The 26,864-nt window shown below is 36.9% G+C and carries 31 protein-coding genes; 22 read left to right on the top strand and 9 right to left on the bottom strand.

The genetic code is table 11. The annotated features are described in order from the left end of the window. The first annotated feature begins 57 nt into the window (after positions 1-57). Both ACZ430_RS04355 and ACZ430_RS04350 read left to right on the top strand, forming a co-directional pair. The gene (locus tag ACZ430_RS04355) at positions 58-1,068 is read left to right on the top strand and encodes an ABC transporter substrate-binding protein (RefSeq protein WP_339945392.1); all 1,011 of its coding nucleotides are present in this window, start codon (positions 58-60) and stop codon (positions 1,066-1,068) included. After that, a complete protein-coding gene (locus ACZ430_RS04350) occupies positions 1,065-3,611 on the top strand; it encodes an ATP-binding protein (RefSeq protein WP_464910724.1) in 2,547 nt (848 codons plus the stop codon). The genes ACZ430_RS04355 and ACZ430_RS04350 overlap by 4 nt, the downstream gene beginning before the upstream one ends. Here the strand turns inward: ACZ430_RS04350 and ACZ430_RS04345 are convergent. Next, on the bottom strand, positions 3,603-3,980 hold the full coding sequence (locus ACZ430_RS04345) for a response regulator (protein ID WP_464910723.1): 378 nt from the start codon (positions 3,978-3,980) through the stop codon (positions 3,603-3,605). The two genes, ACZ430_RS04350 and ACZ430_RS04345, sit on opposite strands and share 9 nt — an antisense overlap. Positions 3,981-4,045: 65 nt before the next feature. On the opposite strand from ACZ430_RS04345, the gene ACZ430_RS04340 reads away from it, so the two are divergent. From ACZ430_RS04340 to ACZ430_RS04290, 11 genes are read left to right on the top strand one after another with little or no spacing between them, the layout of a single operon-like run. Continuing rightward, positions 4,046-4,516 (top strand): flavodoxin family protein, encoded by a 471-nt coding sequence (locus ACZ430_RS04340; RefSeq protein ID WP_464910722.1) that lies wholly within the window; start codon positions 4,046-4,048, stop codon positions 4,514-4,516. Between the two features lie 3 nt (positions 4,517-4,519). Further along, positions 4,520-5,470: an MlaD family protein gene (locus ACZ430_RS04335; RefSeq protein ID WP_339945399.1), complete on the top strand. Its 951-nt coding sequence runs from the start codon at positions 4,520-4,522 to the stop codon at positions 5,468-5,470. Between the two features lie 12 nt (positions 5,471-5,482). Then, complete coding sequence (gene def / locus ACZ430_RS04330) at positions 5,483-5,983, top strand: peptide deformylase (protein WP_464910721.1); 501 nt, start codon at positions 5,483-5,485, stop codon at positions 5,981-5,983. A 10-nt stretch (positions 5,984-5,993) separates the two neighbouring features. Beyond that, entirely contained in the window at positions 5,994-6,929 is a 936-nt protein-coding gene (gene fmt / locus ACZ430_RS04325) for a methionyl-tRNA formyltransferase (protein ID WP_464910720.1), read from the top strand. Further along, positions 6,904-7,449 (top strand): DUF116 domain-containing protein, encoded by a 546-nt coding sequence (locus ACZ430_RS04320; RefSeq protein WP_464910719.1) that lies wholly within the window; start codon positions 6,904-6,906, stop codon positions 7,447-7,449. The genes fmt and ACZ430_RS04320 overlap by 26 nt, the downstream gene beginning before the upstream one ends. Beyond that, positions 7,416-8,747, top strand: coding sequence for an RsmB/NOP family class I SAM-dependent RNA methyltransferase (locus tag ACZ430_RS04315; RefSeq protein WP_297212521.1), 1,332 nt, complete (start codon positions 7,416-7,418; stop codon positions 8,745-8,747). The genes ACZ430_RS04320 and ACZ430_RS04315 overlap by 34 nt, the downstream gene beginning before the upstream one ends. Beyond that, entirely contained in the window at positions 8,744-9,232 is a 489-nt protein-coding gene (locus ACZ430_RS04310; protein ID WP_297212518.1) for a PASTA domain-containing protein, read from the top strand. The genes ACZ430_RS04315 and ACZ430_RS04310 overlap by 4 nt, the downstream gene beginning before the upstream one ends. 2 nt (positions 9,233-9,234) lie before the next feature. After that, positions 9,235-9,888: a ribulose-phosphate 3-epimerase gene (gene rpe / locus ACZ430_RS04305; RefSeq protein WP_464910718.1), complete on the top strand. Its 654-nt coding sequence runs from the start codon at positions 9,235-9,237 to the stop codon at positions 9,886-9,888. Further along, entirely contained in the window at positions 9,885-10,919 is a 1,035-nt protein-coding gene (locus ACZ430_RS04300) for a tetratricopeptide repeat protein (RefSeq protein ID WP_297212512.1), read from the top strand. Before rpe ends, ACZ430_RS04300 begins: the two co-directional genes overlap by 4 nt. Positions 10,920-10,928: 9 nt before the next feature. After that, positions 10,929-11,471 (top strand): CDP-alcohol phosphatidyltransferase family protein, encoded by a 543-nt coding sequence (locus tag ACZ430_RS04295; RefSeq protein ID WP_464910717.1) that lies wholly within the window; start codon positions 10,929-10,931, stop codon positions 11,469-11,471. After that, positions 11,464-12,753 (top strand): DUF512 domain-containing protein, encoded by a 1,290-nt coding sequence (locus ACZ430_RS04290; RefSeq protein WP_297212507.1) that lies wholly within the window; start codon positions 11,464-11,466, stop codon positions 12,751-12,753. The genes ACZ430_RS04295 and ACZ430_RS04290 overlap by 8 nt, the downstream gene beginning before the upstream one ends. Here the strand turns inward: ACZ430_RS04290 and ACZ430_RS04285 are convergent. From ACZ430_RS04285 to ACZ430_RS04275, 3 genes are read right to left on the bottom strand one after another with little or no spacing between them, the layout of a single operon-like run. Next, a complete protein-coding gene (locus ACZ430_RS04285) occupies positions 12,750-14,276 on the bottom strand; it encodes a YifB family Mg chelatase-like AAA ATPase (RefSeq protein WP_297212505.1) in 1,527 nt (508 codons plus the stop codon). The two genes, ACZ430_RS04290 and ACZ430_RS04285, sit on opposite strands and share 4 nt — an antisense overlap. Then, on the bottom strand, positions 14,221-15,159 hold the full coding sequence (gene mnmL, locus ACZ430_RS04280) for a tRNA modification radical SAM protein MnmL/YtqA (protein ID WP_464910716.1): 939 nt from the start codon (positions 15,157-15,159) through the stop codon (positions 14,221-14,223). The genes ACZ430_RS04285 and mnmL overlap by 56 nt, the downstream gene beginning before the upstream one ends. A gap of 40 nt (positions 15,160-15,199) precedes the next feature. Further along, the gene (locus ACZ430_RS04275; protein WP_297212500.1) at positions 15,200-15,892 is read right to left on the bottom strand and encodes an energy transducer TonB; all 693 of its coding nucleotides are present in this window, start codon (positions 15,890-15,892) and stop codon (positions 15,200-15,202) included. A gap of 163 nt (positions 15,893-16,055) precedes the next feature. Between ACZ430_RS04275 and cutA the strand changes: the two genes are divergently transcribed. Next, entirely contained in the window at positions 16,056-16,370 is a 315-nt protein-coding gene (cutA, locus tag ACZ430_RS04270) for a divalent-cation tolerance protein CutA (protein WP_464910715.1), read from the top strand. Next, on the top strand, positions 16,357-16,662 hold the full coding sequence (locus ACZ430_RS04265) for a hypothetical protein (RefSeq protein WP_297212495.1): 306 nt from the start codon (positions 16,357-16,359) through the stop codon (positions 16,660-16,662). Before cutA ends, ACZ430_RS04265 begins: the two co-directional genes overlap by 14 nt. Here ACZ430_RS04265 and hisD read toward each other — a convergent pair. Genes hisD through trpE form a run of 5 tightly spaced genes read right to left on the bottom strand, consistent with a single transcriptional unit; the run spans position 16,653 to position 21,648 of the window. After that, the gene (hisD, locus tag ACZ430_RS04260) at positions 16,653-17,930 is read right to left on the bottom strand and encodes a histidinol dehydrogenase (protein ID WP_297212488.1); all 1,278 of its coding nucleotides are present in this window, start codon (positions 17,928-17,930) and stop codon (positions 16,653-16,655) included. The genes ACZ430_RS04265 and hisD overlap by 10 nt on opposite strands. A gap of 48 nt (positions 17,931-17,978) precedes the next feature. Next, positions 17,979-18,587, bottom strand: a complete 609-nt coding sequence (locus ACZ430_RS04255; protein WP_297212486.1) for a hypothetical protein — start codon at positions 18,585-18,587, stop codon at positions 17,979-17,981. Between the two features lie 3 nt (positions 18,588-18,590). Continuing rightward, positions 18,591-19,601 carry an anthranilate phosphoribosyltransferase gene (gene trpD / locus ACZ430_RS04250; RefSeq protein ID WP_297212484.1) on the bottom strand — a complete coding sequence of 337 codons (1,011 nt, stop codon included), beginning with the start codon at positions 19,599-19,601 and terminating at the stop codon, positions 18,591-18,593. Continuing rightward, the gene (locus ACZ430_RS04245) at positions 19,598-20,161 is read right to left on the bottom strand and encodes an anthranilate synthase component II (RefSeq protein WP_297212482.1); all 564 of its coding nucleotides are present in this window, start codon (positions 20,159-20,161) and stop codon (positions 19,598-19,600) included. Before ACZ430_RS04245 ends, trpD begins: the two co-directional genes overlap by 4 nt. Next, on the bottom strand, positions 20,158-21,648 hold the full coding sequence (gene trpE / locus ACZ430_RS04240; protein WP_297212479.1) for an anthranilate synthase component I: 1,491 nt from the start codon (positions 21,646-21,648) through the stop codon (positions 20,158-20,160). Before trpE ends, ACZ430_RS04245 begins: the two co-directional genes overlap by 4 nt. A gap of 143 nt (positions 21,649-21,791) precedes the next feature. On the opposite strand from trpE, the gene ACZ430_RS04235 reads away from it, so the two are divergent. From ACZ430_RS04235 to ACZ430_RS04205, 7 genes are all read left to right on the top strand, one after another. After that, positions 21,792-22,520, top strand: a complete 729-nt coding sequence (locus ACZ430_RS04235; RefSeq protein ID WP_297212476.1) for a pyridoxine 5'-phosphate synthase — start codon at positions 21,792-21,794, stop codon at positions 22,518-22,520. Continuing rightward, positions 22,513-23,979, top strand: a complete 1,467-nt coding sequence (gene xseA, locus ACZ430_RS04230; RefSeq protein ID WP_297212473.1) for an exodeoxyribonuclease VII large subunit — start codon at positions 22,513-22,515, stop codon at positions 23,977-23,979. Before ACZ430_RS04235 ends, xseA begins: the two co-directional genes overlap by 8 nt. After that, positions 23,957-24,178: an exodeoxyribonuclease VII small subunit gene (xseB, locus tag ACZ430_RS04225; protein ID WP_297212471.1), complete on the top strand. Its 222-nt coding sequence runs from the start codon at positions 23,957-23,959 to the stop codon at positions 24,176-24,178. The genes xseA and xseB overlap by 23 nt, the downstream gene beginning before the upstream one ends. Further along, positions 24,179-24,952: an RNA methyltransferase gene (locus ACZ430_RS04220; protein WP_297212467.1), complete on the top strand. Its 774-nt coding sequence runs from the start codon at positions 24,179-24,181 to the stop codon at positions 24,950-24,952. A 77-nt stretch (positions 24,953-25,029) separates the two neighbouring features. After that, positions 25,030-26,058 (top strand): recombinase RecA, encoded by a 1,029-nt coding sequence (gene recA / locus ACZ430_RS04215; RefSeq protein WP_297212464.1) that lies wholly within the window; start codon positions 25,030-25,032, stop codon positions 26,056-26,058. After that, positions 26,033-26,485 carry a regulatory protein RecX gene (locus tag ACZ430_RS04210; protein ID WP_297212461.1) on the top strand — a complete coding sequence of 151 codons (453 nt, stop codon included), beginning with the start codon at positions 26,033-26,035 and terminating at the stop codon, positions 26,483-26,485. Before recA ends, ACZ430_RS04210 begins: the two co-directional genes overlap by 26 nt. A 43-nt stretch (positions 26,486-26,528) precedes the next feature. After that, on the top strand, positions 26,529-26,864 hold the full coding sequence (locus ACZ430_RS04205; RefSeq protein WP_297212460.1) for a hypothetical protein: 336 nt from the start codon (positions 26,529-26,531) through the stop codon (positions 26,862-26,864).

Genomic DNA, 26,864 nt, shown 5'->3' with positions numbered 1-26,864 from the left:
AGTGGATATGAAAATTTAAAGACATTTTTGTAAAATTAAATTAAAAACTTATTAAGAATGAAATGGCTTAAAATCATAATTCTTTCACTGCTCGTAATTATATTCTGCTGTTTCTGTGCTGAGCAAAAGAATATCGTAATTTTAGCGAGTTATGATGCTGATGATTTATGCGGAAAACCCCAACTTGAAGGAGTAGTAGATTCACTTAAAAGTAATCTTAAGGATATCAATATTGCTACCCTATATCTTGATTCGAGAAGATTATCTCAGGAAAATTTTAATGAAAAATGCGAAGAATTTAGAAAAACCGTAGAAAATAAAAAAGCCTCTCTGATAATAACAATAGATGATGCAGCTTTTAACTGCGCGGCAAAACACTATATGGGCAAATCAATTCCTGTTATATTCTCAGGTATTAATGTAACGCCAGAGAGTTATAATCAAAAGTTTAATTTTTTAGATGACAGAAGACCAATAAAAAACTTTACAGGTGTTTATGAGAAGTTGTTCTTTTCCAAACAAATTGAACTTCTTGAAGTTTTAATTGGGAGGGTAGATAAAATTGCTGTGCTGTATTCTACGGATTTTATGGGTGAAACTCTAAAAAATCAGGTTATCCATGAATTAAAAGACTCTAAATCAGAGAGAAAGCTACTGTTTTTTCCTATTAGTTCATTGGAAGATTTAGTAAAAGCTTCTGATGAGATTAACAGAAGAAAAGAGATTACCGCCTACTTTCCTTTTGTAATGTCCATAAAAAACGGAAACATTCGAACATTAAAAGATGTCTCTCCAATAATCACTCAGAAGATAAAAAAACCAGACTTAGTTGTAAATAGAGAGTTTATGGAACTTGGATTTTTAGGAGGTGTCTCTGTAGATTTCTATAAGATGGGGTATAGAGCTGGAGAGCTGGCTTCTTATGTTTTAAAGGGAGTAAAAATATCAAGCCTTGAAGTAGAAGAGGCGCGTGAATATGTTAAAATTATCAATCTAAGACGTGCAAAGGAGTTGAAATTAGAAATACCTGTGAAAAAACTAACTATTTTTAATGAGATTTTGTTGTGAATACTCTGTTTGTTGATGAATTTTCAAATCTCCTGAGAGTATCTTTTCTTCTTTTCCATGCGATTATTTTCTACTACCTTGCCTTCTGGCGAATAAAATTAAGCTACCAGATGAACAGAGACATAGTCTCCCAATTTTTCACTATTATCTTTTTACATCTTACTCTCAATATTTTTATTGTTTTCAGAAGTTTTATTGGAAATATGTATCTGTGCATAATTGCTCTGAACAGTTTAGCAATTGGAACTGTTCTTTTCTATGGATACAAAAAGTTTCTCAAACTAAAAGTATACTATCTCTTAGCTCCTGTGGTCTTTTCTGTCCTTTGTCTGTTCACTAAGAACAAAGTCTTTCCATTTTTCAGTCTTTTATTAATCTCTTTTTCTTATTTTCATCTTATCCTTCTTGAAAAATACTCGTCTGAAAAGCTTTCGAATGTTGTTCCCGGCCTAATTAGGAATGGTCTTTTTCTGCCCTTTGTTTTCTTTGGCATATACAATTTAGCCATATCTTTTTATATCCTAACGGGAAGTTTGATTTTCAATTTAATATCCACATTTTTTGTATTTGCCAGCCTATTCATGAGATTTAAGGCTCTCTATGAAAAGAGATTGAGAAATTTTGTTTTCTACACTTTAAGTTTTACAATTCTATTTTATCTCCTTCTTTACATAGGTAATGAATACATAAAAAGTGTAAGAACCACTGATGAGTTTCAAAAAAACCTTACTCTTCAAAGGCTTGTTCTCGAGATAAAAGACCGAATTAGTCTATACAGCAATTTTATACGGGTTGTCGCCCTTTCAAATGACCTTATTGAGAGCATTGACAAAGGGCAAACAGAACTGAATAACTATCTTTCCTACTTAAATCAAACACTGAACACGGCACTTGTATTTTTTATCAACAAAAACGGACAAGTAACAGGCTGTTCAAAGGAATACAGAGAAGTGATGCTCCATAGAGATGTGTCGATGCGACAGTATTTTCAAGAATCAATAGAGGGCAAGCTTTCCATATTTTTAGGCAGAGGCTTATATACAAAAAGAGATGATGTTAGGATTTCTTACCCTGTGTATAAGAATGGAGTAATAATCGGCGTTATAGTTTTTCAGTTTGATATAAGTGAGCATTTTAAAAAGCAAGTTGAAATAGAAGATGCCTTTGTAATGCATTACACAGGAGCAATTTTGATAGGAAAAGATGAGCTGAAAGGTAAGATAATTTTTAATCCTCCGGAGAAGGAGATTCAGAGGTTATATGAGCATAGATTTTTTGGTAATGACAAAGTGCTTCACTCTGGTGCAAAGCAGATAGATGAGGATGTCATTGAATATGATTCGAAACTTCTAAGAATAGTAAAAGAGAACATTACTTCTGAGTGGTATCTGGCGAGCTTCATTTACCTTGACAAGTATGAAAATTACAAAAGTATACTTCTCCTTGGATTAATTCTGCTTGCTTTAGTGGGACATTCAATATTCATAAAGAACGTGGAGAATCTGAGAAATCTCTTTCTTTCATTGGCCGAAGAGGTTGAAAGTAAAAAAATATCATTAAATGCCATGGATACAGCTGTTATATACACTGATGATAGAGAGAAAATAACATATTTAAATGAAGAAGCTTTAAGGCTTCTTCAGATGCCTGAGGAACAAGTTCAAGATAAAAAATTAAGTGATTTGTTTGTTATTGAGGACTTTGAAATACCTGAATACAAAATGTTTAAAGCCGGCGATAGAAAAATACCGGTCATATACTCTGAAAATACGGTTATTGTAGAAAATATGACATTAGGAAAGGTGATAACAATGAAAGATGCTACCGAAATAATCAGAAGTCATGAACTTGCAAAGAAGTTTGAAAGGACAAACTTGATTGCAAGGATATCCTCTGGAATTGTTCATGATTTCAATAACTATCTTTTTGCAGTAACAGGTAACCTGTCAGTTCTTAAAGAATCTGAAAACACACCAAGTAGACTTGCACTTATTGAGAGAATGATTGAGGCAACAAAAATTATGAGCAACATCATAGAAGAGTTAAAAGACTTAAGTCCCGATTTTGTTACAAAAAAAGAAAGAGCAAATATTGTAGAAATAGCAAAGAATTGCCTTGATTTTCTTGTCAACGACGGCAAGATAAAATCAAAGCTTGTTACAGAAGGGCATATTTATGATATTTTTGCAAATCCTGGGCAGATATACAGAATTTTTCAAAACCTGATTGTCAATGCCAAACAGGCAATGAAGGATGGAGGTTTAATTGAAATTCATATATCAAATATAAGAAATGAAGGGCAAATCATGGGAATAAATAGAGGTGATTATGTTCTGATTAAAGTCTCCGATACAGGTCCGGGAATTCCAGAAGAACACATAGATAAAATATTTGACCCTTTCTTCTCTCTCAAAAAGGAAGGCAAAGGGCTTGGCTTAAGCATAGTTAAAAATCTCATAGAAAAACTCGAAGGCAAAATTGAGGTAGAGAGCAGATTAGGTGAGGGCACGGTCTTCAGAATTTATCTGCCTGGTTTAAAGTAAACTCAATTCGTTGAGAATGTTTCTTAGTTCGTCAAGCGTATAGGGTTTGTTTAATACTCCCTTGAACCCGAGATTTTTATAATCCCTTATTGAAGGGTCTTCAGAGTAGCCACTTGATATCACCGCATTTACTTGAGGGTCTATGTTTTTTAGCTCTTTAATTATCATATTTCCGTGCATCTCAGGCAAGACAAGGTCAACAAATACTACATCAAAAGGCTGTCCTGTGTTTTTAGCATCAACATATTTTTTAATTCCATCAGTTCCGCTATCTGCGAGGTCTACTTGAAATTCCAAAAACTCCAGCATGGCCTTTATGGTTTCGCTTACAAGTCCATTGTCCTCTATGACAAGTGCTTTCTTTTTCATAATTGTTTTATTATATCATAGTAGTGTATTAAAAGACTTTAATTTTTCTGTAATGGAGGTTTGCTATGAAAAAAGTTCTCGTAGTTTATCACTCAAGAACGGGGAACACCGAAAAAATGGCTAAAATCATTGCCGAGGGACTTAAAGGAAAAGCTCTTAATGTTGACTTGAAAAAAGTAGAGGAGGTAAACATTGATTCTCTTCCTCAGTATGACGGTTACATAATAGGAACACCAAACTACTTTGGAACAATGTCAGCAGAGATAAAGAAATTTATCGACGAAAGCGTTAAATACTACAGAAAAATTGAAGGCAAACTTGTAGCAGCCTTTTGTTCAACTGGCATGATTGGCGGAGGAGGAGAGACAGCTTGTCTTGATATACTAAAGGCCTTCTTAATTCACGGCTGTATTTGTCTTGGCTTTACAAAGCTCGGTCACTACGGTCCTGTATCCATTGGTAAACCTGACGACAGAGTAGTTAAAGAGATTGAACAGATGGTAAATAAATATGCTGAGATAATAAATCGTATCTAATTTATGTTTGACAGAAAAAAACAGGTAAAATGGGCATCTCTTAAGGTTGGGATTGTAATCACCCTCACTATTTGTATTATATTTTTCGTTATTCTTTTTTCAGGAGGAATACAGTCTCTTCTTAAAGAAAGAGTCTCTTTTAACATCTACATATCCGATGTAAAAGGGCTTAGAAAAGGCGCAACTGTAAGGATTGCTGGAGTAGATGTTGGGGAGGTTAATCAGATAAATCTAAGCATGAGTCACGGAACAATTGTGAAAGTTTCGGTAGACAAAGATGTTCTGCCGTATCTTAAAGCAGACGCAAAAGCAACTGTTCAAACCATAGGACTTCTCGGTGATAAATACATTGAGATATACACAGGTGACTCAACACAACCATTAGACCTTTCAAAGGGAATAGTTGGCTATCCCCAGATTGAAGCAAGAGAGATAATGGTAAATGCCTCCTCCACCCTAAATAAAATCGAAAGTTTTATCTCCAAGTTAGACCTCTTAATAGGCAAGATTGACAAATCGGAAGGTACTATTCCAAAACTACTATCTGACCCAACTCTATATAACAATCTTAACACTTCTGTATTGGAACTAAGGGAGACAATAAAAGAAATAAGATACGGGAGCATTGGAATGCTGGCACGGGACAAAGACCTATATGAAAAGGTTAACAGAAGTGTTAAAAATATTGAAGAAATTTCAAATAAGATTACCTCATCTGAAGGAACTCTTGGTAAGCTTGTTAACGACTCCACTCTTTATGATAAACTGCTGTCTTCGTCGGAAAAACTTAATGTGTTACTGACAGAAGTCGAAAAATCCGAAGGAACTCTTAATCTTCTGATAAAGGATAAGAAAACAGCGGAAGATTTAAAACAAACCGTCAATGAACTCAAAGAACTTGTGGAAGAGGTAAAGAAAAATCCTAAAAAATTTTTCAAATTCAGCGTGTTTTAGTTATAATTTCCTATGGCTATACTTGAGATAAGAAAATATCCCGATGAAATCCTGAAAAAGAAAGCCGAAAAAATTGAAACTCTCGATGGCAATCTTCAGAAATTAATCGATGATATGATAGAAACGATGTATAAAGCAAACGGAATAGGACTTGCTGCACCTCAGATAGGAATTTCAAAGAGACTTATCATAGTTGATACTTCTCCAAGACAAGAAAATCAAGGCTTAATAGTTTTAATTAATCCCGAGATTATTCAATCGGAGGGAGAAATTCTCTCAGAAGAGGGATGCTTAAGTCTGCCTGGTTTTTTAACAAGATTAAAAAGAAAAGAGAGGGTATTGGTGCGAGGCACTGACAGAAAGGGCAAAGAAATAGAAATTGAAGCAGAGGGACTGCTTGCAAGGGCACTACAACACGAAATAGACCATCTTGATGGGACACTTTTAATCGACCGAATAAGCCCACTTAAAAGGGAACTTTTCAGAAGAAAGTATTTAAAATCAAAAAAATAGTCCATTTGAGATGTTATCAAAAGGGAGAGGGATAATATTTTTGGGAACACCAAAGTTTGCTGTGCCCACGCTTCAAGCTTTAATCGAAAGCGGTGAAAATATCCTGCTTGTTATAACTCAGCCTGAAAAACCAAAGGGACGAGGTAAAGCAATTCAACCAACGGAGATAAAACAGTTTGCCCTTGAAAAAGGGTTAACCGTTGTCCAACCAGACAAAATAAAAGATGAGACTCTAATAAAAGAGCTTAAAGAGCTAAATCCCGAGTTTGCCGTTGTTGTTGCCTATGGTAAGATTCTTCCAAGAGAATTGTTAGACATACCCTCAAGAGGATGTATTAATCTTCACGCTTCTTTACTGCCTAAATACAGAGGGGCAGCACCTATCCAGTGGGCATTAATAAGAGGAGAAAAGACAACAGGCGTTACTACTATGTTGATAGACGAGGGGCTCGATACAGGACCGATTCTTATGCAAAGAGAAATTAATATAGACAAAGAGGACAATAGTCTTACTCTTTCTGAAAAACTCTCGCAAATTGGAGCAAAGCTTGTCATTGAAACTATCAACAATTTAAGAAAAGGCTTGATTACTCCAACACCGCAACAGGGGCAATCAAGTTATGCACCACAGCTAAAAAAAGAAGATGGTAGAATTGATTGGCAAAAAAAAGCAGAGGAGATTTTTAATTTAATCAGGGGAACATATCCGTGGCCATGTGCCTACTGTTTTCTAAAAAATGAGAGGATTAAAATAATAAAATCAGAAGTTCTTCCGGGTCATGCAATTCCTGGCTTAATAGTAAAGGCAAAAAATGAACTAATCGTTGGCACAGCAGAGGGTTTGTTGAAGATTATTCAACTTCAACCAGAAGGAAAAAAAGTAATGAATGCAAAAGAGTTTATTGCTGGAAGAAAGATAAATGAAGGTATGGACTCATTTTCTTAGAGGAGTTGTACTTAAACTGCTATATCCATTTCTAATGTTTTTAGGTGCTTTTATGAAATCAAAGAAATCTTACTTTCAGTCTTACATAATAAAATTGAACAACTCTCTCGTAATGCGAAATACAACAAATCCCTCTAAAATTCTAATACTCCTACCTCACTGCATACAGAACTCTGAATGTGACATAAGGCTTACCTTTGATGTTTTCAAATGTAAGAAATGCGGAAAGTGTAAAATCAAAGATTTGCTTGAAATTGCTGAGAAAAATGGAGTTTTCATATCAATAGCAACAGGAGGAACTATTGCAAGAAAGGTAGTAAAAGATATCAGACCCGATGCTATTGTGGCTGTAGCCTGTGAAAGGGACCTTTCAAGCGGTGTTGTTGATACCTATCCTATCCCTGTGATAGGAATTTTAAATGAAAGACCTCACGGTCCTTGCTTTAATACGACAGTAAATTTAAAAAAGGTAGAGGATGCAGTCGAATGTTTATTAAAAAACAAAACCCAAGACAAGTAGCAGTAAAAGTACTAACAGAGGTGCTTGAAAACAAAAAAGCCTTGAAATTTGCTCTCACCGAAGAGACTCTATCCCAGTTTGACAAAGTTAATAGGGCCTTTCTTCTTGAGATAATCTACGGAGTTTTGAGAAATCTTTTTGCCATAGATTGGGTTTTAGAAGAGTTTTATAAAAACAAGGAAAGCTTATCTTCAAATACCATCAACAATCTAAGATGCTCCTTTTATCAGTTGATGTTTATGAACATCCCTGCCTATGCTGTAACAAATGAGGCAGTAAATACAGAAAAGGCTTTTTTGGGAAAGCCAGCGGTTGTAAATGCAATAATACGAGCTTTTTTAAGAAAATACGAAACTGAAGATTTGCCATCATTTTTCCACAACAGCAAAGTATTCAGTGACTATGAATTGAGGGCAAAAAAGATACCTCCAAATCTATCAATTGCCTTCTCCCACCCTGAATGGCTTATAAAAAGGTGGTCAAACAGATTTTCACAAGAAGAGTTGGTAGAACTTCTAAAGGCAAATAATGAAAAGGCTCCAATAAGCATTGCCGTTAAACCAGAGGAAAGAGAAGAAATTGCAGAGTATTTTCAAAAGAAAGGTTTTAAAAGCAGACCAACCAAACACTCACCGGCAGGCTTAATTATAGAAGGGCAAGGATATGATATAAGAAAAACTCTAACAGAAGCACCATTTTTTTGGGTAGTTCAGGATGAGGCAAGTCAGCTCGTATGTTTCTATCTTGAACCTTTTGAAGGAGCAACAGTTCTTGATACTTGCTCAAGCCCTGGCGGAAAAACCATACTAACGGCAGCTCTCATGAAAAAAGGTAAAATACTCTGCCTTGAAAACAGCAGAATTAGAATGAAACTACTCCATAACAATTTAAAGCGGATAAAGAGATTTATACCTAATGTAGAGATTCAAACAAAGCTTGTCGATGTTTTAGAGTTTCAGACAAAGGCAACCTTTGATAGAGTCCTTCTTGATGCTCCCTGTTCGTCTTTAGGAGTTATAAGAAGAAATCCCGATGTTAGATACAGGTTAGAGGAGAGCGAAATAAAGAGGCTTGCCGAAACACAGAAGCTTATGATAGAAAAGGTATCCTCTTTTGTCTCACCTCAAGGTATTCTCATATACTCAGTATGCTCAACGGAAAAGGAAGAGGGAGAGGAAGTTGTAGATAGCTTTTTACAGAAACGCCCAGAATTTAGTAGTATAAAAATATTGCGAACCTTTCCACATCTTGACGGTATGGATGGTTTCTTTATTGCCAAACTTCTAAGGAGAGAATGAGAAAAATTTTTTACATACTTTTGGCTATTATCGGAGGCTTTATTACAGGATATCTTTCACTTACAGTTTTCGTATCTTCAGGAAAAACAGAGACTCCTGATTTAATGGGTAAAGACATAGTTCAGGCAAATCAGATTTTAAAGGAAAGGGGTCTTTACATAAGAATTGACGGAGAGGAATATTCAGAGATGCAGTCAGGCACAATATGCAGACAAGACCCTCCTCCACAGACAAAGGTCAAGAAAGGAAGGGAAGTAGGAGTGATAGTGAGCAAAGGCTTAAAATTCTCAGTGCTACCCGATGTAACAGGCATGCAGCTGGACGAAGCAGAAAAGCTTTTAACCAGTAAAGGTATTCCCGTTGAGAAAATTATCTATGTAAGTTCAAAACACGAAGAAAAAACAGTTATTGCCCAGAGACCAGAGCCACAGGAAGGTGGAAAGTCAGTTCGATTAATAGTAAGCTCAGGTAAAAAGGAGGAATAAAATTGACCCTAATAGCCCCATCCATACTTTCTGCTGATTTCTCAAGGCTTGCAGAAGAGATTGCTTTAGCAGAGGAAGCAGGTGCTGATATGATTCATATTGACGTAATGGACGGAGTTTTCGTTCCTAATATAACAATCGGACCTGTAGTGATAGAGTCTATAAGAAAGGTTACAAAGCTTCCACTTGATGTCCATTTAATGATTGTCAATCCAGAAAGATATATTGAAAACTTTATAAAAGCAGGCTCTGACTATCTTACCGTTCACGTAGAAGCATCCACGCACCTTCACCGAACAGTCTGGCAGATTAAAGAAAGGGGCGTAAAAGCAGGAGTTTCTCTTAATCCGGCAACGCCTTTGAATGCTTTAGAGGAGATAGTTGCTGACATAGACCTTCTTCTTATAATGAGCGTTAATCCTGGCTTTGGCGGGCAGAAATTTATATCCTTCTGTCTTGATAAGATTAAAAGGAGTAGGAAATTGATTCAATCAAAAAAACTTAAGACCCTAATTGAAGTTGACGGAGGAGTGAAAATTGATAATGCCCGGGATATTTCTCAGGCCGGTGCTGATATTCTTGTCATGGGGTCTGAATTTTTCGGACAGAAAGACTACAGAAAATTTGTAAAAGAACTAAGAAGAGAACTCAAATGAAAGAAATCATAGAAAAAGCAGAAAAGCTAAGAGAAATAGGCAATTTTAGAGAATCTCTCTCCCTTTGGAAGAAAATATATAAAGCTTCACTTAAGAAGAGTAATCCCTCCTTGATTCTGGACTGTTTAATTGCCATAGGAGACCTCTTAAGAATTAGAGGACAGTTTAAAAAATCTGAACACTTCTACTCCGAAGCTTTAGAGCTTGCAACGGCTCTGGAAGATTGGCTTTCATATGCAGATGCAGTTGTTGGCATTGCCTTATCAAAAAAAGCAACGGGACATTGGAAAGAGGCATTGAAGATGGTAAGAGAAGCCCGTAAAATATATGAAAACATAAGAGACAGAAAAGGCATAGCTTTTACCTTTTGGGCTGAGGGTGTGTCATGGAGATTTGGCGGCAGAGCGAAAAAATCAATTGATTCTTTTAATAAAGCTTTGCTAATGTTTAAGAGACTTAAAGATGAAAAAGCAATCGGTTATACTTTTTGCGGACTCGGAGGTAGTTGGAGGATTTATGGAGACTTTGCTAAATCTATGGATTACTATAAAAAGGCCAATGAAATATTTAAAAAAATCGGTGATAAATTTGGCCTGGCCTATTCCTTTTGCGGCATAGGAAATGCCTACAGAATGGTTCGAAATCTTAAAGAAGGAGAAAAAAGTTTTAATAAAGCCCTAAAGCTATACGATGAAATTGGAGACATAGTGAGTTCATCCTATACCCTTTGGAGTATGGCAATGGTAAAAATTCTTCAGGCTGAAAACTCTAACAATATTATGTTTCAAATGGCTGAAGACTACATAAAGAAAGCGGAGAGAAATTTTCAAAAATGCAGCGACCTTAGGGGAAAAGCCTATTGCAAATTGTTGAAGGGAATGATTATGTATCTTAAAAAACGAAAACAGCTCTCTAAGATTTACTTTCATGAAGCCCTTAAAATATGCGAGCGGTTTGACTTCTCATTGGAGAAAAAATATGCTGAAAAATTTATCGATGGTTTATTACCAATTCCATATAACATACCTTAGACAAAAATTATGATGAATACAGTTAGTGACAGAGTTATGACGTTGCCAAACTTTCTTACTACTTTAAGGATAATCGTTGTTCCCTTTTTTATTTTTGCAATGAATTCAAAAGATTACTCAATGGCCTTGAAGATTTTAATCTTTGCTGGATTAACAGACTGCCTCGACGGAATAATAGCGAGGAAATTTAAACAAATATCACGCTTGGGAATTTTTCTTGACCCCCTTGCAGACAAACTTCTTCTTATAAGCGTGATGTTGAGCTTCTATATGAATGAACTTGTTCCAAGATGGTTTATTATTCTTGTCTTAACGAGAGATTTATTGGTTGTTTTAGGATGGCTTGAGCTTTATCTCACAAGAAAAAGAATAAGCAGGCCGACAGCATTAGGTAAAATAAGCAATGCTTCGCAGGTTATAATATTCGGTTATGTCCTTCTTGCCTTAAATTTTCCAGTCCCACCAATGCCTATGTATGGCTATTATTTTGTGGGATTTCTTTCAGTTATCTCCCTCATACAATACGTAATCATTCGTTTAAGTAATGAATAAAAAAGGAATAAGAGTCGAGTGTGTCATATCCGACACTCCCGCTGAAAAAGCTGGTATAAAGGAAGGCGACAGGATTTTATCAATTAACAGACACACTATAAGAGACCCGATAGACCTCATGTTTTACAGTGACTCGGAAATTCTGAACATTGTCGTTTTAAGGGAAAACAAAACTTTCAATTTCAAGATATTAAAAGGTGACTATCCCCTTGGTATCGAAGTTGAACCTTTTGTAATAAAAAGGTGCAGAAACAGGTGTATATTCTGTTTCGTAGAACAACTTCCTAAGGGATTGAGAAAGTCTTTGTATGTAAAAGATGAAGACTACCGGGCAAGTTTTCTCTATGGTAATTACATAACCCTTACGAATTTAACAAAGGAAGACTATGAAAGAATAAATAAAATGAAGTTAAGCCCTCTTTACATATCTGTTCATGCAGTAAATCCAGAGATAAGAAATGCTATGATTGGAAACTATGAAGCTCCACCAATTTTGTTAGAACTAAAGAAGCTTGCAAAGATGAAAATAAGAATGCACACGCAAGTTGTTCTATGCCCCGAAATTAATGATGGCGAGGAGTTGGAGAGAACAATTCTTGAACTTTACAAACTTTATCCTTATGTTTCCTCTCTGGCTGTTGTTCCTGTTGGACTAACCAAATATCACAAAAGAGGTGTTAAACCCGTAGATAAAAGTAAAGCGAAAGATACAATAAAACTCGTAGAGCCTCTTCAAAGGAGATTTCGCAAAAAACACGGAAATAGCTTTGTTTATCTTGCCGATGAATTTTTCATCAAAGCTGAACATAGCTTTCCACCACTTAGTAACTATGACGATTTTCCACAAATTGAAAACGGCGTGGGAATGGTTCCTTTGTTTATTGAAAAGGCAAAGAAAATCTCTATCCCCACAATTAAGCCTAAAAGGAGATATGTAACTTTTACAGGGCTATCCTTTTATCCATATCTTGAGGAATTTGTATTGAGACTTAAAGAAAAAGGCATAGCCGTTGATGCCTACCCCCTAAAAAATAATTTGTTTGGTGAGTCCGTAACGGTTACGGGACTTCTAACAGGTGAAGATATAATAAAGGGTCTTGCCCCATATGCAGAGCCAAAAGATGTAGTTTTAGTTCCTGACATAACAATGCGTGACTACGAAGACACTTTTATTGACAACCTTACAATCAAAGACATAGAAAGGATACTTTCTGTTAAGGCCGTAAAAATCGGAACAGAGCCAACAGACCTTATTGAATGCATTAAAAATAACAACGCCTAAAAAGTCTGTCTTTCAAGACTTCTGTAATGGATTGCCTCGGCAATGTGGGAGGGCTTTATAACTTCCGAAGTTTCAAGGTCTGCTATTGTTCTTGCAACTTTTACAATTTTTGAATAGGCCCTTGCACTCAAACCTAATTTTTCCATGGCAGTCTGAAGTAGACTATGACAGTCTTCGCTTAATTTGCAGAATTTTTTCATATCCTTTGGCTTCATGTGAGCGTTGAAAAATATTCCCTCTGACTTAAATCTCCTTATCTGAATATCTCTTGCTTGCACTACCCTCTCTCTCACTTTTAATGAATTTTCCGAAGGAGTCTCATCTTTGAGCTCATTGTAATTTACTCGTGGCACTTCTATATGTATGTCAATCCTGTCAAGTAGCGGTCCGGAAATCCTTGACCGATATCTTATAATCATCTGCGGTGTACAAGTGCAAGGTTTTGAATTGTCTCCCCAAAAACCACAAGGACATGGGTTAAGGGAACCGATAAGAATAAATCTTGCTGGGAATCTAACAGTTGCATAGCTTCGAGCTATAATTACAAAACCGTCTTCAAGAGGCTGTCTCAATACTTCAAGAACAGTTCTTTTGAATTCGGGTAGTTCGTCAAGAAAAAGCACTCCATTGTGAGCAAGGGAGACCTCTCCTGGCTTTGGTATCTGCCCGCCTCCTATGAGGCTTACATCACTTGATGAGTGATGGGGACTCCGAAAGGGTCTGCTTGTTATGAGACCCTTTCCGTCAGATATGAGACCTGCAACGCTGTGTATTTTTGTAGTCTCAATTGCTTCTTCGATTGTCATAGGAGGAAGTATGCTGGCAAATCTCCTTGCAAGCATACTCTTTCCACTGCCTGGAGGTCCTACCATTAAAACGTTATGTCCTCCTGCAGCAGCTATTTCAAGTGCCCTTTTGGCCTGAAACTGTCCCTTAACATCTGCAAAGTCTTCATAACCATCTGCTTCGTATGAAAAATCTATTTCTGTTTTAAAAGCCTTAAATATCCTCTCGCCTCTTAATAACTCTACTGCCTCTGCAAGGGATTCGACAGGATATATTTCTACATTATCTACAATTCCTGCTTCGTAAGCATTTTCTTTTGGCACGATTACTTTTTTAATAGAATCGGATTTTATGTTTGAAACTATGCATAGAGCACCTTTTATTCCTCTTACTTTTCCTTCTAAAGAAAGTTCGCCCATGATTAGAAAGGATTTAAGTGATTCCTGTGGGATATGACCTTCCGCAGCAAGTATCCCTATAGCAATGGGAAGGTCGAAGGACGAGCCTTCTTTTTTTAAGTCTGCCGGAGCAAGATTAACGGTTATCTGCTTTATTGGGAAGGGAAAACCAGAATTTTTAAAAGCTGCCTTAATTCTGTCTCTCGACTCCTTTACAGCCGTATCTGGAAGTCCTACAATATTAAAATGGGGAAGTCCTCTTTGGGCAATGTCAACTTCTACATCAACAGCATAAGGCTCTATACCTATCAAATGAGCACTTTGAACCCTGGCAAGCATTCCTTTCCTCTAAACGTTTGTTGATATCGTTTAAAATCTGTTGTTTTGAGCGATTCCACTTAGGTGCAATCAAAATCTCCTCTGGTGCAGTTGCAAAGAGTCTTTGAATAACTATTTCTGGAGATAGCCTTTCTATAAAATCTACGACAAAATCAAGGTATTCTTCGTATTCAAAAACAGGGAAAGGCTTTATTTCATAAAGCCTTGAAAGAGGAGTATCTTTGACAACCTGTAGCTGATGGATTTTAAGAAATTTTAAAGGATGACGATTTATCTCATCTGCCATTAAAAGAGACTCCTGTCTTGTTTCGGTAGGCAATCCTACAATTATATGTGCACCAACGAGAATACCTCTTTCATGAGTGCTGTATACGGCCTTGAGAAAAGTTTCATAGTTATGGCCTCTTCTAATAAACTTAAGTGACTTATCGTATATGGACTGCAATCCATACTCTACTATTATCATGTATTTTCTTGATAAGCTCTGCAAGAGGGAAAGTTTTTGATTATCAATACAATCTGGACGAGTTCCAATTGCAAGTCCTACAACCTCTGGCGTTGAAAGTGCCTCATTATAAAGCTTTTCAAGGTAATCAACAGGGGCATAGGTGTTTGTATATGGCTGAAAATAGACAAGAAAGGCCTTTGCATTGTATCTTCTTTTTAGATACTCAATGCCCTCATCTATCTGAGCTCTTATAGGTTTTGTGGGAGCGCAGTTTGAAGGTCGGAATGAATTATTGTTGCAATAAATACATCCGAATCTGCCGAGAGTTCCGTCTCTGTTTGGGCAAGTAAAACCTGCATCTACATTTACCTTGTAGACTTTTTTTCCGAACACCTCTTTCAAATAATCACCAAAAGCGTAGTATCTTCGCATCATAGTTTGTTCTAATACATTTTAGTGAAAATAGTCAATTAGCCTAATTTTTGAGCACAAATCTTACGGGAAGGATAGCTCTGCTGGCTATTGGGATGCCGTCTTTGGTAGCAGGCAAAAATTTCGACCTTTTAACCGCTTCCACAGCAGACTCTGTAAAGCCGTAAGGTGCTGACTCTAATACTTCAATGTTGATTAATTCTCCTTTTTCGTTTAAGGTAAGCCTTAATATAACTTTTCCTTCTTTACCAAGTCTTCTTGCCACCTGAGGATACACAGGAATTTCTCTGTGTAGAAATTTAGGCCCTGTTGCTGTGCCAAATTCTGCATCTATAATCGTATCTTTTGATTTACCTCTTGCTCCTTGTGGATTCTCTGTAATATGACCGGTGCTATGAGAGGTATCAACAATTTTCTCTGCTACTATAGGCTCAACTGGCGAATTAACTTTTGTCTCTTCTACAATAGTGGGGGTAATTTTTTTTATCTCTCTATTTATTGGTCTGTCTGTTTTTTTTATTTCTCTAATGTTGTTGCTGCCAGAGTTTTCTTCCATTATAAATATTTCAAGTTCCTTTTGGTTTTTGTTAAGAATTGCAAAACTTGACCATGTCAGAAAAAGCAAGAGGTGAAAAAATATGGATAGAACTACGAATTTCTGAATTTTATTTGTATATAAAAAGTTCATTCCTTCAAAAAATAAAGCCATGAAAGCTACGCTGCCTTCATGGCTCAAGCTATCCTTCTGGATAGGATAAAGAAATTTTATAAAATTAAGAGCCCTTACGTCAATAAAACCTTTCTTTTTAATTTCGTCTCAACAAATTGTCTTTTCAGCATTAAGGATAGGTTGATATACAGTTTTCAGCGAAATTTTATATAATTAAATTATGGAGTTTATGGTTGTATTCATAACCGCACCAAATGAGGAAGAAGCAGTAAAGATTTCAAAAACGCTTGTAGAAGAAAAACTCGCCGGGTGTATAAACATAGTTAAAAATGTTCGCTCAATTTACTTTTGGCAGGGAAAGATAGAGGATGACGCTGAAGTCTTAATGATAGTAAAAACTCGTGCCGAACTGTTTTCAAAACTCGAAGAGAAGGTTAAAGAAATTCATTCCTATACAGTCCCCGAAATTATTGGAATAAAAATCAAAAAAGGCTCTGAAAGCTATTTAAGATGGCTTCATGAGGTTACAAATGAAAGACAGTAGTTACACTTTTCTTATATGTGAGAAATTCTGTGATTATTATAAGCCTGGTAGAGAAGAAGATGTTTGTGGTGGGTATTTTTTTATTAAAAATTTCCTTACCCACCGTGAGTTGGACAGTTTAATTAAGGTTTTTAGTCTAAACGAAGAAAAAATGCTTGAAGAAAAGCTAAATTTTTTGTGTAATCAATGCGATTTTAGGGCTGATGGCTGTGACTTTTATGCTGGAAAAAGTTCTACTCCTTGCGGAGGATATATAATACTAAGTAGGCTTTATTGTCAAATTTATTCGTAGAAATCTTTTCTTATTTTTATCGTATTTGCATGAGCCTGTAAACCTTCGACATTGGCAAGCAAGTCAACATAAGATGCAAATTTGAGGAAACTATCTCTACCTACCTCTATGAGAGAGCTTCTTTTTATGAAATCATATACACCGAGCGGTGAGAAAAATCTTGCTGTTCCTGTAGTTGGAAGGGTATGATTCGGCCCAGCTACATAATCTCCTATTGGTTCAGGAGTCCACTGACCAAGAAATATGGCTCCTGCATTTTTTATAAATGGCAGAATTTCTCGGGGTTTTTCTGTCATAATTTCAAGATGTTCGGGAGCAATTATGTTTGCCACTTCGCAGGCTTCAGAAATTGAGTTTACTATTACAATAGCTCCAAAGTTTTTCAAGGATTTCTCTGCAATGCTTGATTTAGGAAGCTGCCGAAGCTGTTTTACAATCTCCTTTTTTACTGACAGGGCTAATTTTTCAGAGGTTGTAACAAGAACACTACAAGCCATTTCATCATGTTCGGCTTGACTAAGCATATCGGCGGCTACAAATGAAGGTATTGCAGAGTTGTCTGCTATTATGAGAATTTCGCTTGGTCCTGCAATCATATCTATGTCTACAACTCCGAAAACAAGTCTTTTTGCTAAAGCTACGAAGATATTTCCAGGTCCTACAATCTTGTCTACTCTTTTAATTGTTTCTGTTCCGTAAGCCATTGCTGCTACTGCCTGAGCACCTCCTACACGATAAACCTCTTTAATGCCGAGAATATCAAGGGCTGCACACACAACAGGATTTAGTTCTCCCTCTGGAGTAGGAACGCACACGGCAATTTCCCTTACTCCTGCTACTTGAGCTGGAATTATATTCATCAGAACTGTTGAAGGATAAGAGGCCTTTCCTCCGGGCACATAAGCTCCAACTCTTTCCAAAGGTCTAATTATCTGACCAAGAGTAATGTCTCCTTCTTCATACTGCCAGGAACTTTCCAGTTGTCTTTCATGAAATTTGCGAATTCTAAGGGCTGCAAAGTTAATAGCATCGTAGACATCTTTAGACACTTTTTTAGAGCTTTCTTTTATCTCTTTTATATTAACTTTCAAAGGTAGCGTATGTTTATCAAAGAGCTTATTATATTTGACTAACGAAGTGTCACCTTTTGATAAAACCTCTTTGAGTATTTTTCTGACAGTGGCTTCAATTTTACGTTGAAAGGTGGAACGTCTATCCAGCCTTTTTATAAATCTATTCAGATTTTCTTTTGTTCTTATGGTAAGCATTAGAAATTATACAATCTGAAAGAAATAAATTTCTATATCCATCGTATATTAAGATAAAAGTTTGTCTCTCAGATACCTCATAATGTCATCATAGCTTGAGGGAACAATGAGAAATATCTCTATATCACCAGGCAGATCTAATTTTGTTCTGTCGTGGTCTCTCAAGATTAGAATTGCCGATTCGCCCTCATAGAGATTCGAAATGATTACGTCTTTTATTTTTGCTATTCTTTTTTCTGTTGCTTTGTTAAAGTATTCAAATACCTTTTGCATCACTGTTGCTGTTTTTACGATTCTTAAACAGTTGCCCCAGTCAATAAACTCACCAAAAGTCTCAGGATCTTCAATCCCTTTCACAACAGCACCTTCATTTATCTTTTTCTCAATGAGAGGGTAAAGATATGGATTTGTCTCCCTTACTACGTCTACGGCATCTTGACCGTCAATAAATATTGTTTCAATGAAAATTTTAGTTACAAAACCAAGTCGTTCAAGTTTCTCTACCTGATGGAGAGCCTCTAACCAGTATTTTTCAACAAGTCCCTTTAATGTTTCGTCATCTTCTTCAGGGATAAAAAGATTGGGGATGCAGAAGAGTCTCCTTTTCCCTTTAAATTCATCAATGCTCAATCTCTGTATTTTTCCTAACTCTGCCATCTTTTAGTTTGAATTTGACAGGATTTTAAGTTCCTGTAATTTATTATAAGCTTTTCCGCTGTCTACTGTCTCTCTTGCTATTTCAATTCCTTTTTGTAGGTTTTCAGCTTTTCCAGCTATCTGTAAAGCTGCCGCAGCATTTAGTAAAACCATTTCTCTTGCAGGTCCTTCTTTACCCTTTAGAATATTGACTATTATTTCAGCGTTTTGTCTCTTGTCTCCACCTTTCAGTTCGGTAAGACAAACTCTCTTAAGCCCTGCATCTTCTGGAGATATGGTGTCATTCTCTATTCTGCCATCTCTAACTCTTACTACGTAGGTTTTACCAGTTAAAGATATTTCATCGAGGCCATCTTCACTGTGGACGACCATTAAGTTTTCCGCTCCAAGCTTCATAAGAACTTTTGCTATTATTTCCATGTAATTTTTAGAAAAGACTCCTAACAGAAGACGTTTCACCCCAGCTGGATTAAGCATAGGCCCGAGAATGTTAAAAATAGTTCTAATTTTGAGCTCCTTTCTTACAGGAACAACTCTTTTCATGGCTGGATGATATAAAGGTGCGAAAAGCACTGTTATGCCACATTCAAAGAGACATCTTTCAGCCACATGGATTGGCATGTCAACCTTTACTCCCAATTCCTCAAGTACATCTATACTTCCACACTGACTTGAGGCAGAGCGATTTCCGTGCTTTGCTACAGGAACACCGGCACCGGCTACAACAAAACTCGTAGCAGTTGATACGTTGAATGTGCCTGAACGGTCTCCGCCAGTTCCTACAATGTCTATGGTACCTTCGGGAGATTTTATTTTTATGGCATACTCTCTGAAAAGCTTGACTGTGGAGAGAATCTCCTCTTCTGTTTCTCCTTTTGTTGAAAGACCCATTAAAAAGGCAGAAATCTGAACAGGCGAGGCTTTTTCTTCAATTATCTCAATGAAGCTTCCCCGCAGCAGTTCTTCCGAAAGATTTTCTCTTTTGCTAAGTCTGTATATGGCCTCTTCTATCATAGTCTTATAAAGTTTCTTATTAAATCTTTACCAGCCTTTGTTAGTATGCTTTCAGGATGAAACTGCACTCCCTCAACAGGATAATCTTTGTGCCTTAATCCCATAATTATATCATTTGATGTCCACGCAGAGACAGTGAGGCAATGGGGAAGTGTTTCCCTTTCAACTATTAGAGAGTGGTATCTTGTTGCTTCAAAAGGATTTGGAATTCCTTTGAAAATAGTTTTTTCATCGTGATATATGAGTGATGTTTTTCCATGCATTATTTCATGACAGCGAATTACTCTTCCGCCAAAGGCCGCTCCAATTGCCTGATGACCAAGGCATACTCCGAGAATTGGTATTTTACCTGCAAAATGTTTTATAACTTCAATAGAAATACCTGCTTCAGAGGGAGTGCAAGGACCTGGCGAAATAATGATTTTTTGTGGTTTTAGTTTTTCAATGTCCTCTATTGTAATCCTGTCGTTTCGGTAAACCTTAACAGACTTGGCCATCTCTCCGACGTATTGATATAGATTGTATGTAAAGGAATCGTAGTTGTCAATTATTAGTATCAAAGTGGCTGCCCTCCATAGTTTAAGTAATCAATTGTCTTGAGCATAGCCTTTGCTTTGTTTACTGTTTCTTCATACTCTTTTTCGGGGACAGAGTCAGCTACCACTCCTGCTCCTGCTTGGACATACACACGATTATCCTTTATTGTAAGCATTCTTATACCAATACACATATCCATATTGCCGCCAAAGCCAAAATAGCCAATAGCTCCAGCATAGGGACCTCTTCTGGTTGGCTCAAGTTCTTCAATTATCTGCATAGCTCTCACTTTTGGTGCTCCCGTTACTGTGCCAGCAGGAAAACAGGACATAAAGACATCGAACATATCAAGTCCCTTTTTAAGCTTTCCCTCTACATTGCTTACAATATGCATTACATGGCTGTATCTCTCTATGGTCATTAGCTCGGTAACATTCACACTGCCTAATTCAGCAACTCTTCCTACATCGTTTCTGCCGAGGTCAACAAGCATAATGTGCTCGGCAATCTCTTTCTCATCGCTTAATAATTCTCGTTCAAAGGCACTGTCTTCCTCTTCATTTTTTCCTCTTGGACGAGTTCCTGCAATTGGCCTTACAATAACTCTTTCATCCTCGAGTCTAACAAGAATTTCTGGAGATGAACCGACAAGGTGGTCACTACCTGTATCGATGTAGAACATATAAGGCGAAGGATTTATAATTCTCAGAATTCTGTAAATGTCAAAAGGATGAGCTTTCGTTTCTGTTTCAAATCTTTGAGAAATGACCACTTGGACAACATCTCCACTTAAAACATAATCTTTTGCCTTTTTTACAGCAGATATAAACTCATCTTTGCTAAAATTCGAATGAAACGTATTGAGGGATTTACTCTCTCTTTTAGGAACATTTAAATACGTTCTAAATCTCTCATCGCTATGCCTTTTTAAGTCAGATATTAACTGGTTGATTTTATCAATTGCCTTGCTATAGATAAAAGAAACATTTCCTTCTATGAAAGCATTGTAGACTATTTTAATTGACTGTTTGAGATTGTCAAAAATCAAAAGAGTCTCTGGCACCATTAGAAATATATCGGCCATGTCTATTGATGGCTTTGAAAGCTCTGGCACTTTTTCGAAAAGTTTGACCGTGTCATAGGATATATAGCCTACCATTCCACCGAAAAATCTCGGAAGCTCTGGATTTATGTATGGTATATACTGACTGAAGAATTCTTTTAAAAAAGTGAAAGGCTCTGCATTTTCATATGATTCTTTAGTTTCTCCTTTGTGAATGTTTATTTTATTGCCATTTGCCTTAATCAAAACAGCTGGCTCTATGCCTATAATTGAGTATCTTCCCCATTTCTCCCCTCCCTGAACGCTCTCAAGAAGAAATGAAGGCCTACGATTTAGCTTTAGAAATGCTCCTACCGGTGTGTCAAGGTCAGCGATAATTTCTTTATAGAGTGGAATTACATTATATTTTTTTGATAACTCAAGGAATTCTCTCTCATTTAAATTCATGAATTAGTTTAAAAAATCAAAGCTAAAAAAGGCAATTTAAAAGCAGCATTAAAAAAATTCAGAAACTCCTGTTAAAATTTTAGAGGTAGTTTAATTGTTAAAACGTGCTATAATCAAAGCAATCAATCTTTTGGAGGTTTCTCATGGTGCTTTTAGGAGTAAATGTTGACCATGTGGCAACAGTAAGGCAGGCAAGAAGAACTTTTGAACCAGACCCTGTCTGGGCAGCAAGCCTTGCAATAATAGGTGGTGCCGATGGCATAACAGTGCATTTGAGAGAAGACAGAAGACATATTCAGGATAGAGATTTGAGACTTTTAAGAGAAACCGTTAACTGTGAGCTAAATTTAGAAATGGCTATGACCGAAGAGATGATAAATATAGCACTTTCAGTCAAGCCAGACATGGTAACAATAGTACCAGAGAAAAGGCAAGAACTCACTACAGAGGGAGGACTGAATGTAATTGAGATGAAAGAATATCTTAAGGGAACAATAAAAAGAATTAAAGAAGCCGGTATCCCTGTAAGTTTGTTTATAAATCCATCCCGGCTTGATATAGAGTGTGCAAGGGAAGTAGGAGCCGATATGGTCGAGATTCATACTGGTTTCTATTCAGATACAAAAGGTGTAACCCAGCTAAGAGAACTCGAGAGAATCAAAGATGCCGTAGCATTTTCTAACTCCATTGGTCTTAAGACAAATGCAGGACACGGTTTAAACTACTATAACGTTAAACCAATTGCCTCAATAAAGGGAATAAGGGGTCTTTATATAGGACATAGTATTATCTCAAGGGCTGTATTGGTGGGAATGGAAAGAGCCGTAAGAGAGATGAAAAATCTAATCAAAGAGGCTTCTCTGAATGTTTAATGTTGAGGTAACATATCAAAGCCTTTCAGACTATTTAACGGAGATTAGAGATTTAATTCAGGAAAACTCTGATTATCAGTGGATTGTAGCAGAAATAGCTAAAGTTAATGTAGACAAAACAGGGCATTACTGGTTAGAACTTGTTGAAAAAAAGGACGGCGAGGTCATTGCTCAATGCAAGGCGGTTATATGGAAAGGTAATTCAGAAACAGTTCAGGCATTTTTTCTTAAAACAGGCACTCACCTTCAACCGGGAATGAAGATTTTGTTTCTCGGCAGAGCTAATTTTCATGAAAAGCATGGTTTTAATTTAAAAATCTTACAGATAGACCCTTCTTTTACTCTTGGCGAGATGGCTTTAAAAAAGAAAGAAATCTTAGACAGACTTACCCGTGAGGGACTTATTGATAAAAATAAACTTCTTGAAATCCCTGTTGTAATTCAGAGGATTGCTATTGTTTCAAGCAAAACTGCAGCAGGTTACGAGGATTTCTTAAAGATATTAAAGGGAAACGCTTATGGTTTTATATTTCACACCTTTCTTTTTGATGCCTATGTTCAGGGAGAGGAGGCGGCAAGCTCCATGATAAAGGCACTTAAGAGGTGTGCGAGGGAGCATGAAAAATTTGATGCCGTTGTTCTAATAAGAGGTGGAGGCTCTGTAGTAGACCTACATTGCTTTAATGATTACGAGCTTGCAAAAAAGATTGCTCTAATGCCTATTCCTGTTCTTACAGGAATTGGACACACAAGAGATGAGACTGTTGCCGATTACGTTGCCTCGATAAGCTTCAAAACACCTTCTGAATTGGCAAAATTCATAATAGACAGAGCTTTTGATTACTACTCAAGAATTGAAAATATCAGGAAAGCTCTCCTCAACAAGATTGATGCTGTCTTAAAATTTGAATCTGCGAGGGTAACAGCCGATAAAGATAGGTTGATTTCAATTGCTCAGAATACTCTTGAGAGGTCAATAAGTAAGATTAATCTAATAATGAAAAGTCTTCATACGGGTGTTTTAAGAACAGTAAATTCTGAAAGGGAGAATATCTTCTCTTTAAAGCAGGAGTTGCACAGGAAGACTAACATGCGAGTAAGAGGAGCGGAGACTTCACTTCACAACATAAATAATCGCCTGAAGATAAGAGGAGTAGATTACTTTACGAGGACAAAGTTTCAAATAAAGTCTATTACAGATAAACTGAGAAACAAAACAGAAAGTTTAATCAAGCTTGAAAAAATTCATCTCGAGAGATTAAGTGAGAAGGTTTATCTTTTAAGTCCTGAAAATATTTTAAAAAGAGGTTATAGCATAGCCTATTTTAACGGTAAGGTATTGAAAGATGTGAAAGAGGTAAGAACGGGACAGAACATTCAGATAAAGCTTTACAGAGGTAAAATAACAGGAAAAGTCATCAATAAGGAGGAAGAAAATGACGGAGCTAAACTATTCTAATGCCATAAAAGAATTGGAAGAAATCCTAAGATACATAGAGTCTCAAGAGATTGATGTAGACATACTTGTTGAGAAGGTTAAGAGAGCTACCGAGTTAATCCGTTTTTGTAAAGGCAAGCTTAAGTCTGCCGAAGAGGAACTGCAGAAGACTTTGATTGAATTAGAGGAATCATCGGCGCAGGAAAACGAACCATTCTAAATGAACTGGAAAAATAACATTTCTTTTGTTCTCGTAGAACCAAAAGAACCGGGCAATATCGGAGCAACAGCCAGGGCTATAAAAAACATGGGATTTACCAATCTTGTTCTCGTAAATCCTGCATCACTCACCGATGAAGCCTACTGGATGGCATGGAGAAGTAAGGATGTCATTGAACGTGCTCAAATTCATAAAAATCTCTCATCTGCCATAGAGGATAAGGCTTTAGTAGTGGGAACTACGAGAAGAAGGGGCTCAAAGAGAGGTGCTATAGTTGACGTGAGAGAGGGAGTTAAGAGAATTTACGAAGTAGCACAGAACAACAGCGTTTCCATTCTTTTTGGAAGAGAAGACAAAGGACTTTTTAATGATGAAATAGAGAAATGTGGTTTTCTTATGACTATTCCCACCTCAGAGCTTCAGCCTTCGCTGAATTTAAGCCAAGCCGTATTGATAGTTGCCTATGAGTTAATGAGATGCGAGGAAATAGAGGATTATCACATGGAGAGGCAGTTTTACGTGCAGCAGCAGGAGCTTGAAAAACTTTATGAAAGACTCCATGAAGTTTTGAAAAATATTAAATACATACCTGATAATCCTGATATTGAAGAGAGAATTATGAATAACCTAAGACATCTTTTTGGCAGAACGGGTCTTACTTTCTGGGAATTGAAGATGTTGCACGGTCTCTGTAGTCACATTGAAGAGATAACAAATGGACAGGAAGTGTCTGGGCTGAAGAAAGAGGAATTAAAGGAAAGACCAAGGCATTAGAATTATTCAGATATTGACCGAAATGGTATAATAAAACAAAATGCCTGGCATTTTTGAGTTTTTCTAAGAGGTGAATTATGAACAAAGATAAGTTAAAGGCATTGGAAGTAGCCATATCACAGATTGAGAAAAATTTTGGTAAAGGTGCCATAATGCGTCTTGGCACAGGAGCACAGGCAGAGGGAATTGGAGTGATTCCAACAGGTTCTATATCTCTTGATGTGGCCACAGGCGTTGGTGGATATCCAAGAGGAAGAGTTATAGAGATTTTCGGTCCCGAGTCATCTGGAAAAACAACCCTTGCTCTACATGCAATAGCAGAGGCACAGAAGCAGGGCGGAGTTGCGGCTTTTATAGATGCAGAGCATGCTTTAGATGTAAACTATGCTTCCAAACTTGGTGTAACCATAGAAGACCTTCTTATAAGCCAGCCAGATACAGGAGAGCAGGCTCTTGAGGTAACAGAAACCCTTGTCCGTAGTGGTGCTGTTGATATAATAGTAATTGACTCTGTTGCTGCCCTTGTCCCGAAGGCAGAGATAGAAGGAGAGATGGGAGACTCTTTGCCAGGTCTACAGGCAAGACTTATGAGTCAGGCTTTGCGGAAACTCACAGCAGCTATATCAAAGTCTCAGACAGTAGTGATTTTCATAAATCAGATAAGACAGAAGATAGGTGTGATGTTCGGAAATCCAGAGACAACTCCAGGCGGAACAGCTCTTAAGTTTTATGCTTCCATGAGGCTTGATATAAGAAAGATAGACACTTTAAAGGAAGGACAAGAGCCTATTGGAGGCAGAGTAAGGGTAAAGATAGTAAAGAATAAAGTTGCACCACCCTTTAAACAGGCAGAGTTTGATATATATTTCAATGAGGGAATTTCAAAGACCGGTGAAATATTAGACCTTGCCGTTGATAAGGGAATTATTGAAAAATCCGGGGCATGGTATAGTTATAAATCCGCAAGATTTGCTCAGGGGCGGGAAAATGCAAAAGAATACTTAAAAACCCATCCTGAAATTCTTAATGAAATTCAGTCGAAGGTATACGAAGCTTACAGTTTGAAGGTTTTAAAAGGAAATGGAAGTGAAAAAAAGGGAGAATGAGATTCTAAAAACAGCACTTAAGCTTTTAAGCCTTAAAGACAGAACCGAGGCTGAGTTAAGGGAGAAACTCAAATCAAAGGGTTATATTGAAAGAGAGATAAATGGAGCATTAGAATATCTCAAGCAAAAAGGCCTCTTAGATGACTCAAAGTTTATTGAGAAAGCAGACAGAATTGCTGAAGACAGATTTCTTGGGAAAATGGGCATTAAGCACTACTTAATGAAAAGAGGAATTGAAAAAGACAAATTAGAAAGCCTACCACCTATCAATGAAATATTAATAGCCAGAAAGCTTATTCAGCGAAAAAGGCATCTCCTTAGGGATTTGCCAGGAGATAAAAAGAAGGCAAAAATTGCAGGTTTTCTACTGCGAAGAGGTTTTTCATGGGAAACAGTAAATGAATGTGTCAATAAAAATTTTGACTGAAGACTTGAATTTTTTAGCAATAAAATTATAGGAGGAACGCATCATGAGGATTTTACTCTCTCTATTAACTGTGATTTTCCTTTTTGGTTGTGCTTCTCAGGGGGTAAGGTATACTTACGAGGAGATTAAAAATTATCCGCCCGATATTCAGGAGAGAATTGCAAAAGGTGAAATTGCTCTGGGAATGACAAAGGAACAGGTAAGATATGCTTGGGGTCCGCCTTCCTCAACAAGAATACTGACACCTGAAAAGGGTAAGCAGAGAGAAGAGTGGATATATTCATCCTCTCTCGGACTTCTAAAGTCGAGGCTTATATTTATAGATGGAAAGCTTACTTATATAATCAGCAATGAGCAGCGAATAGTTGGTGAGGACTAA

The sequence above is a fragment of the Thermodesulfovibrio sp. TK500a genome, from assembly GCF_055381765.1.
The sequence above is the reverse complement of the archived record's forward strand: the minus strand, read 5'-3'. Positions and strand labels throughout refer to the sequence as shown.

What these genes read in the sequence shown, in the direction of transcription:
- trpD (WP_297212484.1), bottom strand. Translation starts at nt 19,601, where the DNA reads ATGATAGAAGAGGCCATATACAGACTTAGCAAAAGAGAAAATCTTTCG.
- ACZ430_RS04320 (WP_464910719.1), top strand. Translation starts at nt 6,904, where the DNA reads ATGAAGGTATGGACTCATTTTCTTAGAGGAGTTGTACTTAAACTGCTA.
- ACZ430_RS04300 (WP_297212512.1), top strand. Translation starts at nt 9,885, where the DNA reads ATGAAAGAAATCATAGAAAAAGCAGAAAAGCTAAGAGAAATAGGCAAT.
- cutA (WP_464910715.1), top strand. Translation starts at nt 16,056, where the DNA reads ATGGTTGTATTCATAACCGCACCAAATGAGGAAGAAGCAGTAAAGATT.
- ACZ430_RS04265 (WP_297212495.1), top strand. Translation starts at nt 16,357, where the DNA reads ATGAAAGACAGTAGTTACACTTTTCTTATATGTGAGAAATTCTGTGAT.
- ACZ430_RS04205 (WP_297212460.1), top strand. Translation starts at nt 26,529, where the DNA reads ATGAGGATTTTACTCTCTCTATTAACTGTGATTTTCCTTTTTGGTTGT.
- ACZ430_RS04290 (WP_297212507.1), top strand. Translation starts at nt 11,464, where the DNA reads ATGAATAAAAAAGGAATAAGAGTCGAGTGTGTCATATCCGACACTCCC.
- ACZ430_RS04255 (WP_297212486.1), bottom strand. Translation starts at nt 18,587, where the DNA reads ATGGCAGAGTTAGGAAAAATACAGAGATTGAGCATTGATGAATTTAAA.
- hisD (WP_297212488.1), bottom strand. Translation starts at nt 17,930, where the DNA reads ATGCTTACCATAAGAACAAAAGAAAATCTGAATAGATTTATAAAAAGG.
- xseB (WP_297212471.1), top strand. Translation starts at nt 23,957, where the DNA reads ATGACGGAGCTAAACTATTCTAATGCCATAAAAGAATTGGAAGAAATC.
- def (WP_464910721.1), top strand. Translation starts at nt 5,483, where the DNA reads ATGGCTATACTTGAGATAAGAAAATATCCCGATGAAATCCTGAAAAAG.
- recA (WP_297212464.1), top strand. Translation starts at nt 25,030, where the DNA reads ATGAACAAAGATAAGTTAAAGGCATTGGAAGTAGCCATATCACAGATT.
- ACZ430_RS04210 (WP_297212461.1), top strand. Translation starts at nt 26,033, where the DNA reads ATGGAAGTGAAAAAAAGGGAGAATGAGATTCTAAAAACAGCACTTAAG.
- ACZ430_RS04340 (WP_464910722.1), top strand. Translation starts at nt 4,046, where the DNA reads ATGAAAAAAGTTCTCGTAGTTTATCACTCAAGAACGGGGAACACCGAA.
- ACZ430_RS04345 (WP_464910723.1), bottom strand. Translation starts at nt 3,980, where the DNA reads ATGAAAAAGAAAGCACTTGTCATAGAGGACAATGGACTTGTAAGCGAA.
- ACZ430_RS04335 (WP_339945399.1), top strand. Translation starts at nt 4,520, where the DNA reads ATGTTTGACAGAAAAAAACAGGTAAAATGGGCATCTCTTAAGGTTGGG.
- ACZ430_RS04310 (WP_297212518.1), top strand. Translation starts at nt 8,744, where the DNA reads ATGAGAAAAATTTTTTACATACTTTTGGCTATTATCGGAGGCTTTATT.
- ACZ430_RS04315 (WP_297212521.1), top strand. Translation starts at nt 7,416, where the DNA reads ATGTTTATTAAAAAACAAAACCCAAGACAAGTAGCAGTAAAAGTACTA.
- trpE (WP_297212479.1), bottom strand. Translation starts at nt 21,648, where the DNA reads ATGAATTTAAATGAGAGAGAATTCCTTGAGTTATCAAAAAAATATAAT.
- ACZ430_RS04295 (WP_464910717.1), top strand. Translation starts at nt 10,929, where the DNA reads ATGATGAATACAGTTAGTGACAGAGTTATGACGTTGCCAAACTTTCTT.
- xseA (WP_297212473.1), top strand. Translation starts at nt 22,513, where the DNA reads ATGTTTAATGTTGAGGTAACATATCAAAGCCTTTCAGACTATTTAACG.
- ACZ430_RS04355 (WP_339945392.1), top strand. Translation starts at nt 58, where the DNA reads ATGAAATGGCTTAAAATCATAATTCTTTCACTGCTCGTAATTATATTC.
- fmt (WP_464910720.1), top strand. Translation starts at nt 5,994, where the DNA reads ATGTTATCAAAAGGGAGAGGGATAATATTTTTGGGAACACCAAAGTTT.
- ACZ430_RS04285 (WP_297212505.1), bottom strand. Translation starts at nt 14,276, where the DNA reads ATGCTTGCCAGGGTTCAAAGTGCTCATTTGATAGGTATAGAGCCTTAT.
- mnmL (WP_464910716.1), bottom strand. Translation starts at nt 15,159, where the DNA reads ATGATGCGAAGATACTACGCTTTTGGTGATTATTTGAAAGAGGTGTTC.
- ACZ430_RS04235 (WP_297212476.1), top strand. Translation starts at nt 21,792, where the DNA reads ATGGTGCTTTTAGGAGTAAATGTTGACCATGTGGCAACAGTAAGGCAG.
- ACZ430_RS04220 (WP_297212467.1), top strand. Translation starts at nt 24,179, where the DNA reads ATGAACTGGAAAAATAACATTTCTTTTGTTCTCGTAGAACCAAAAGAA.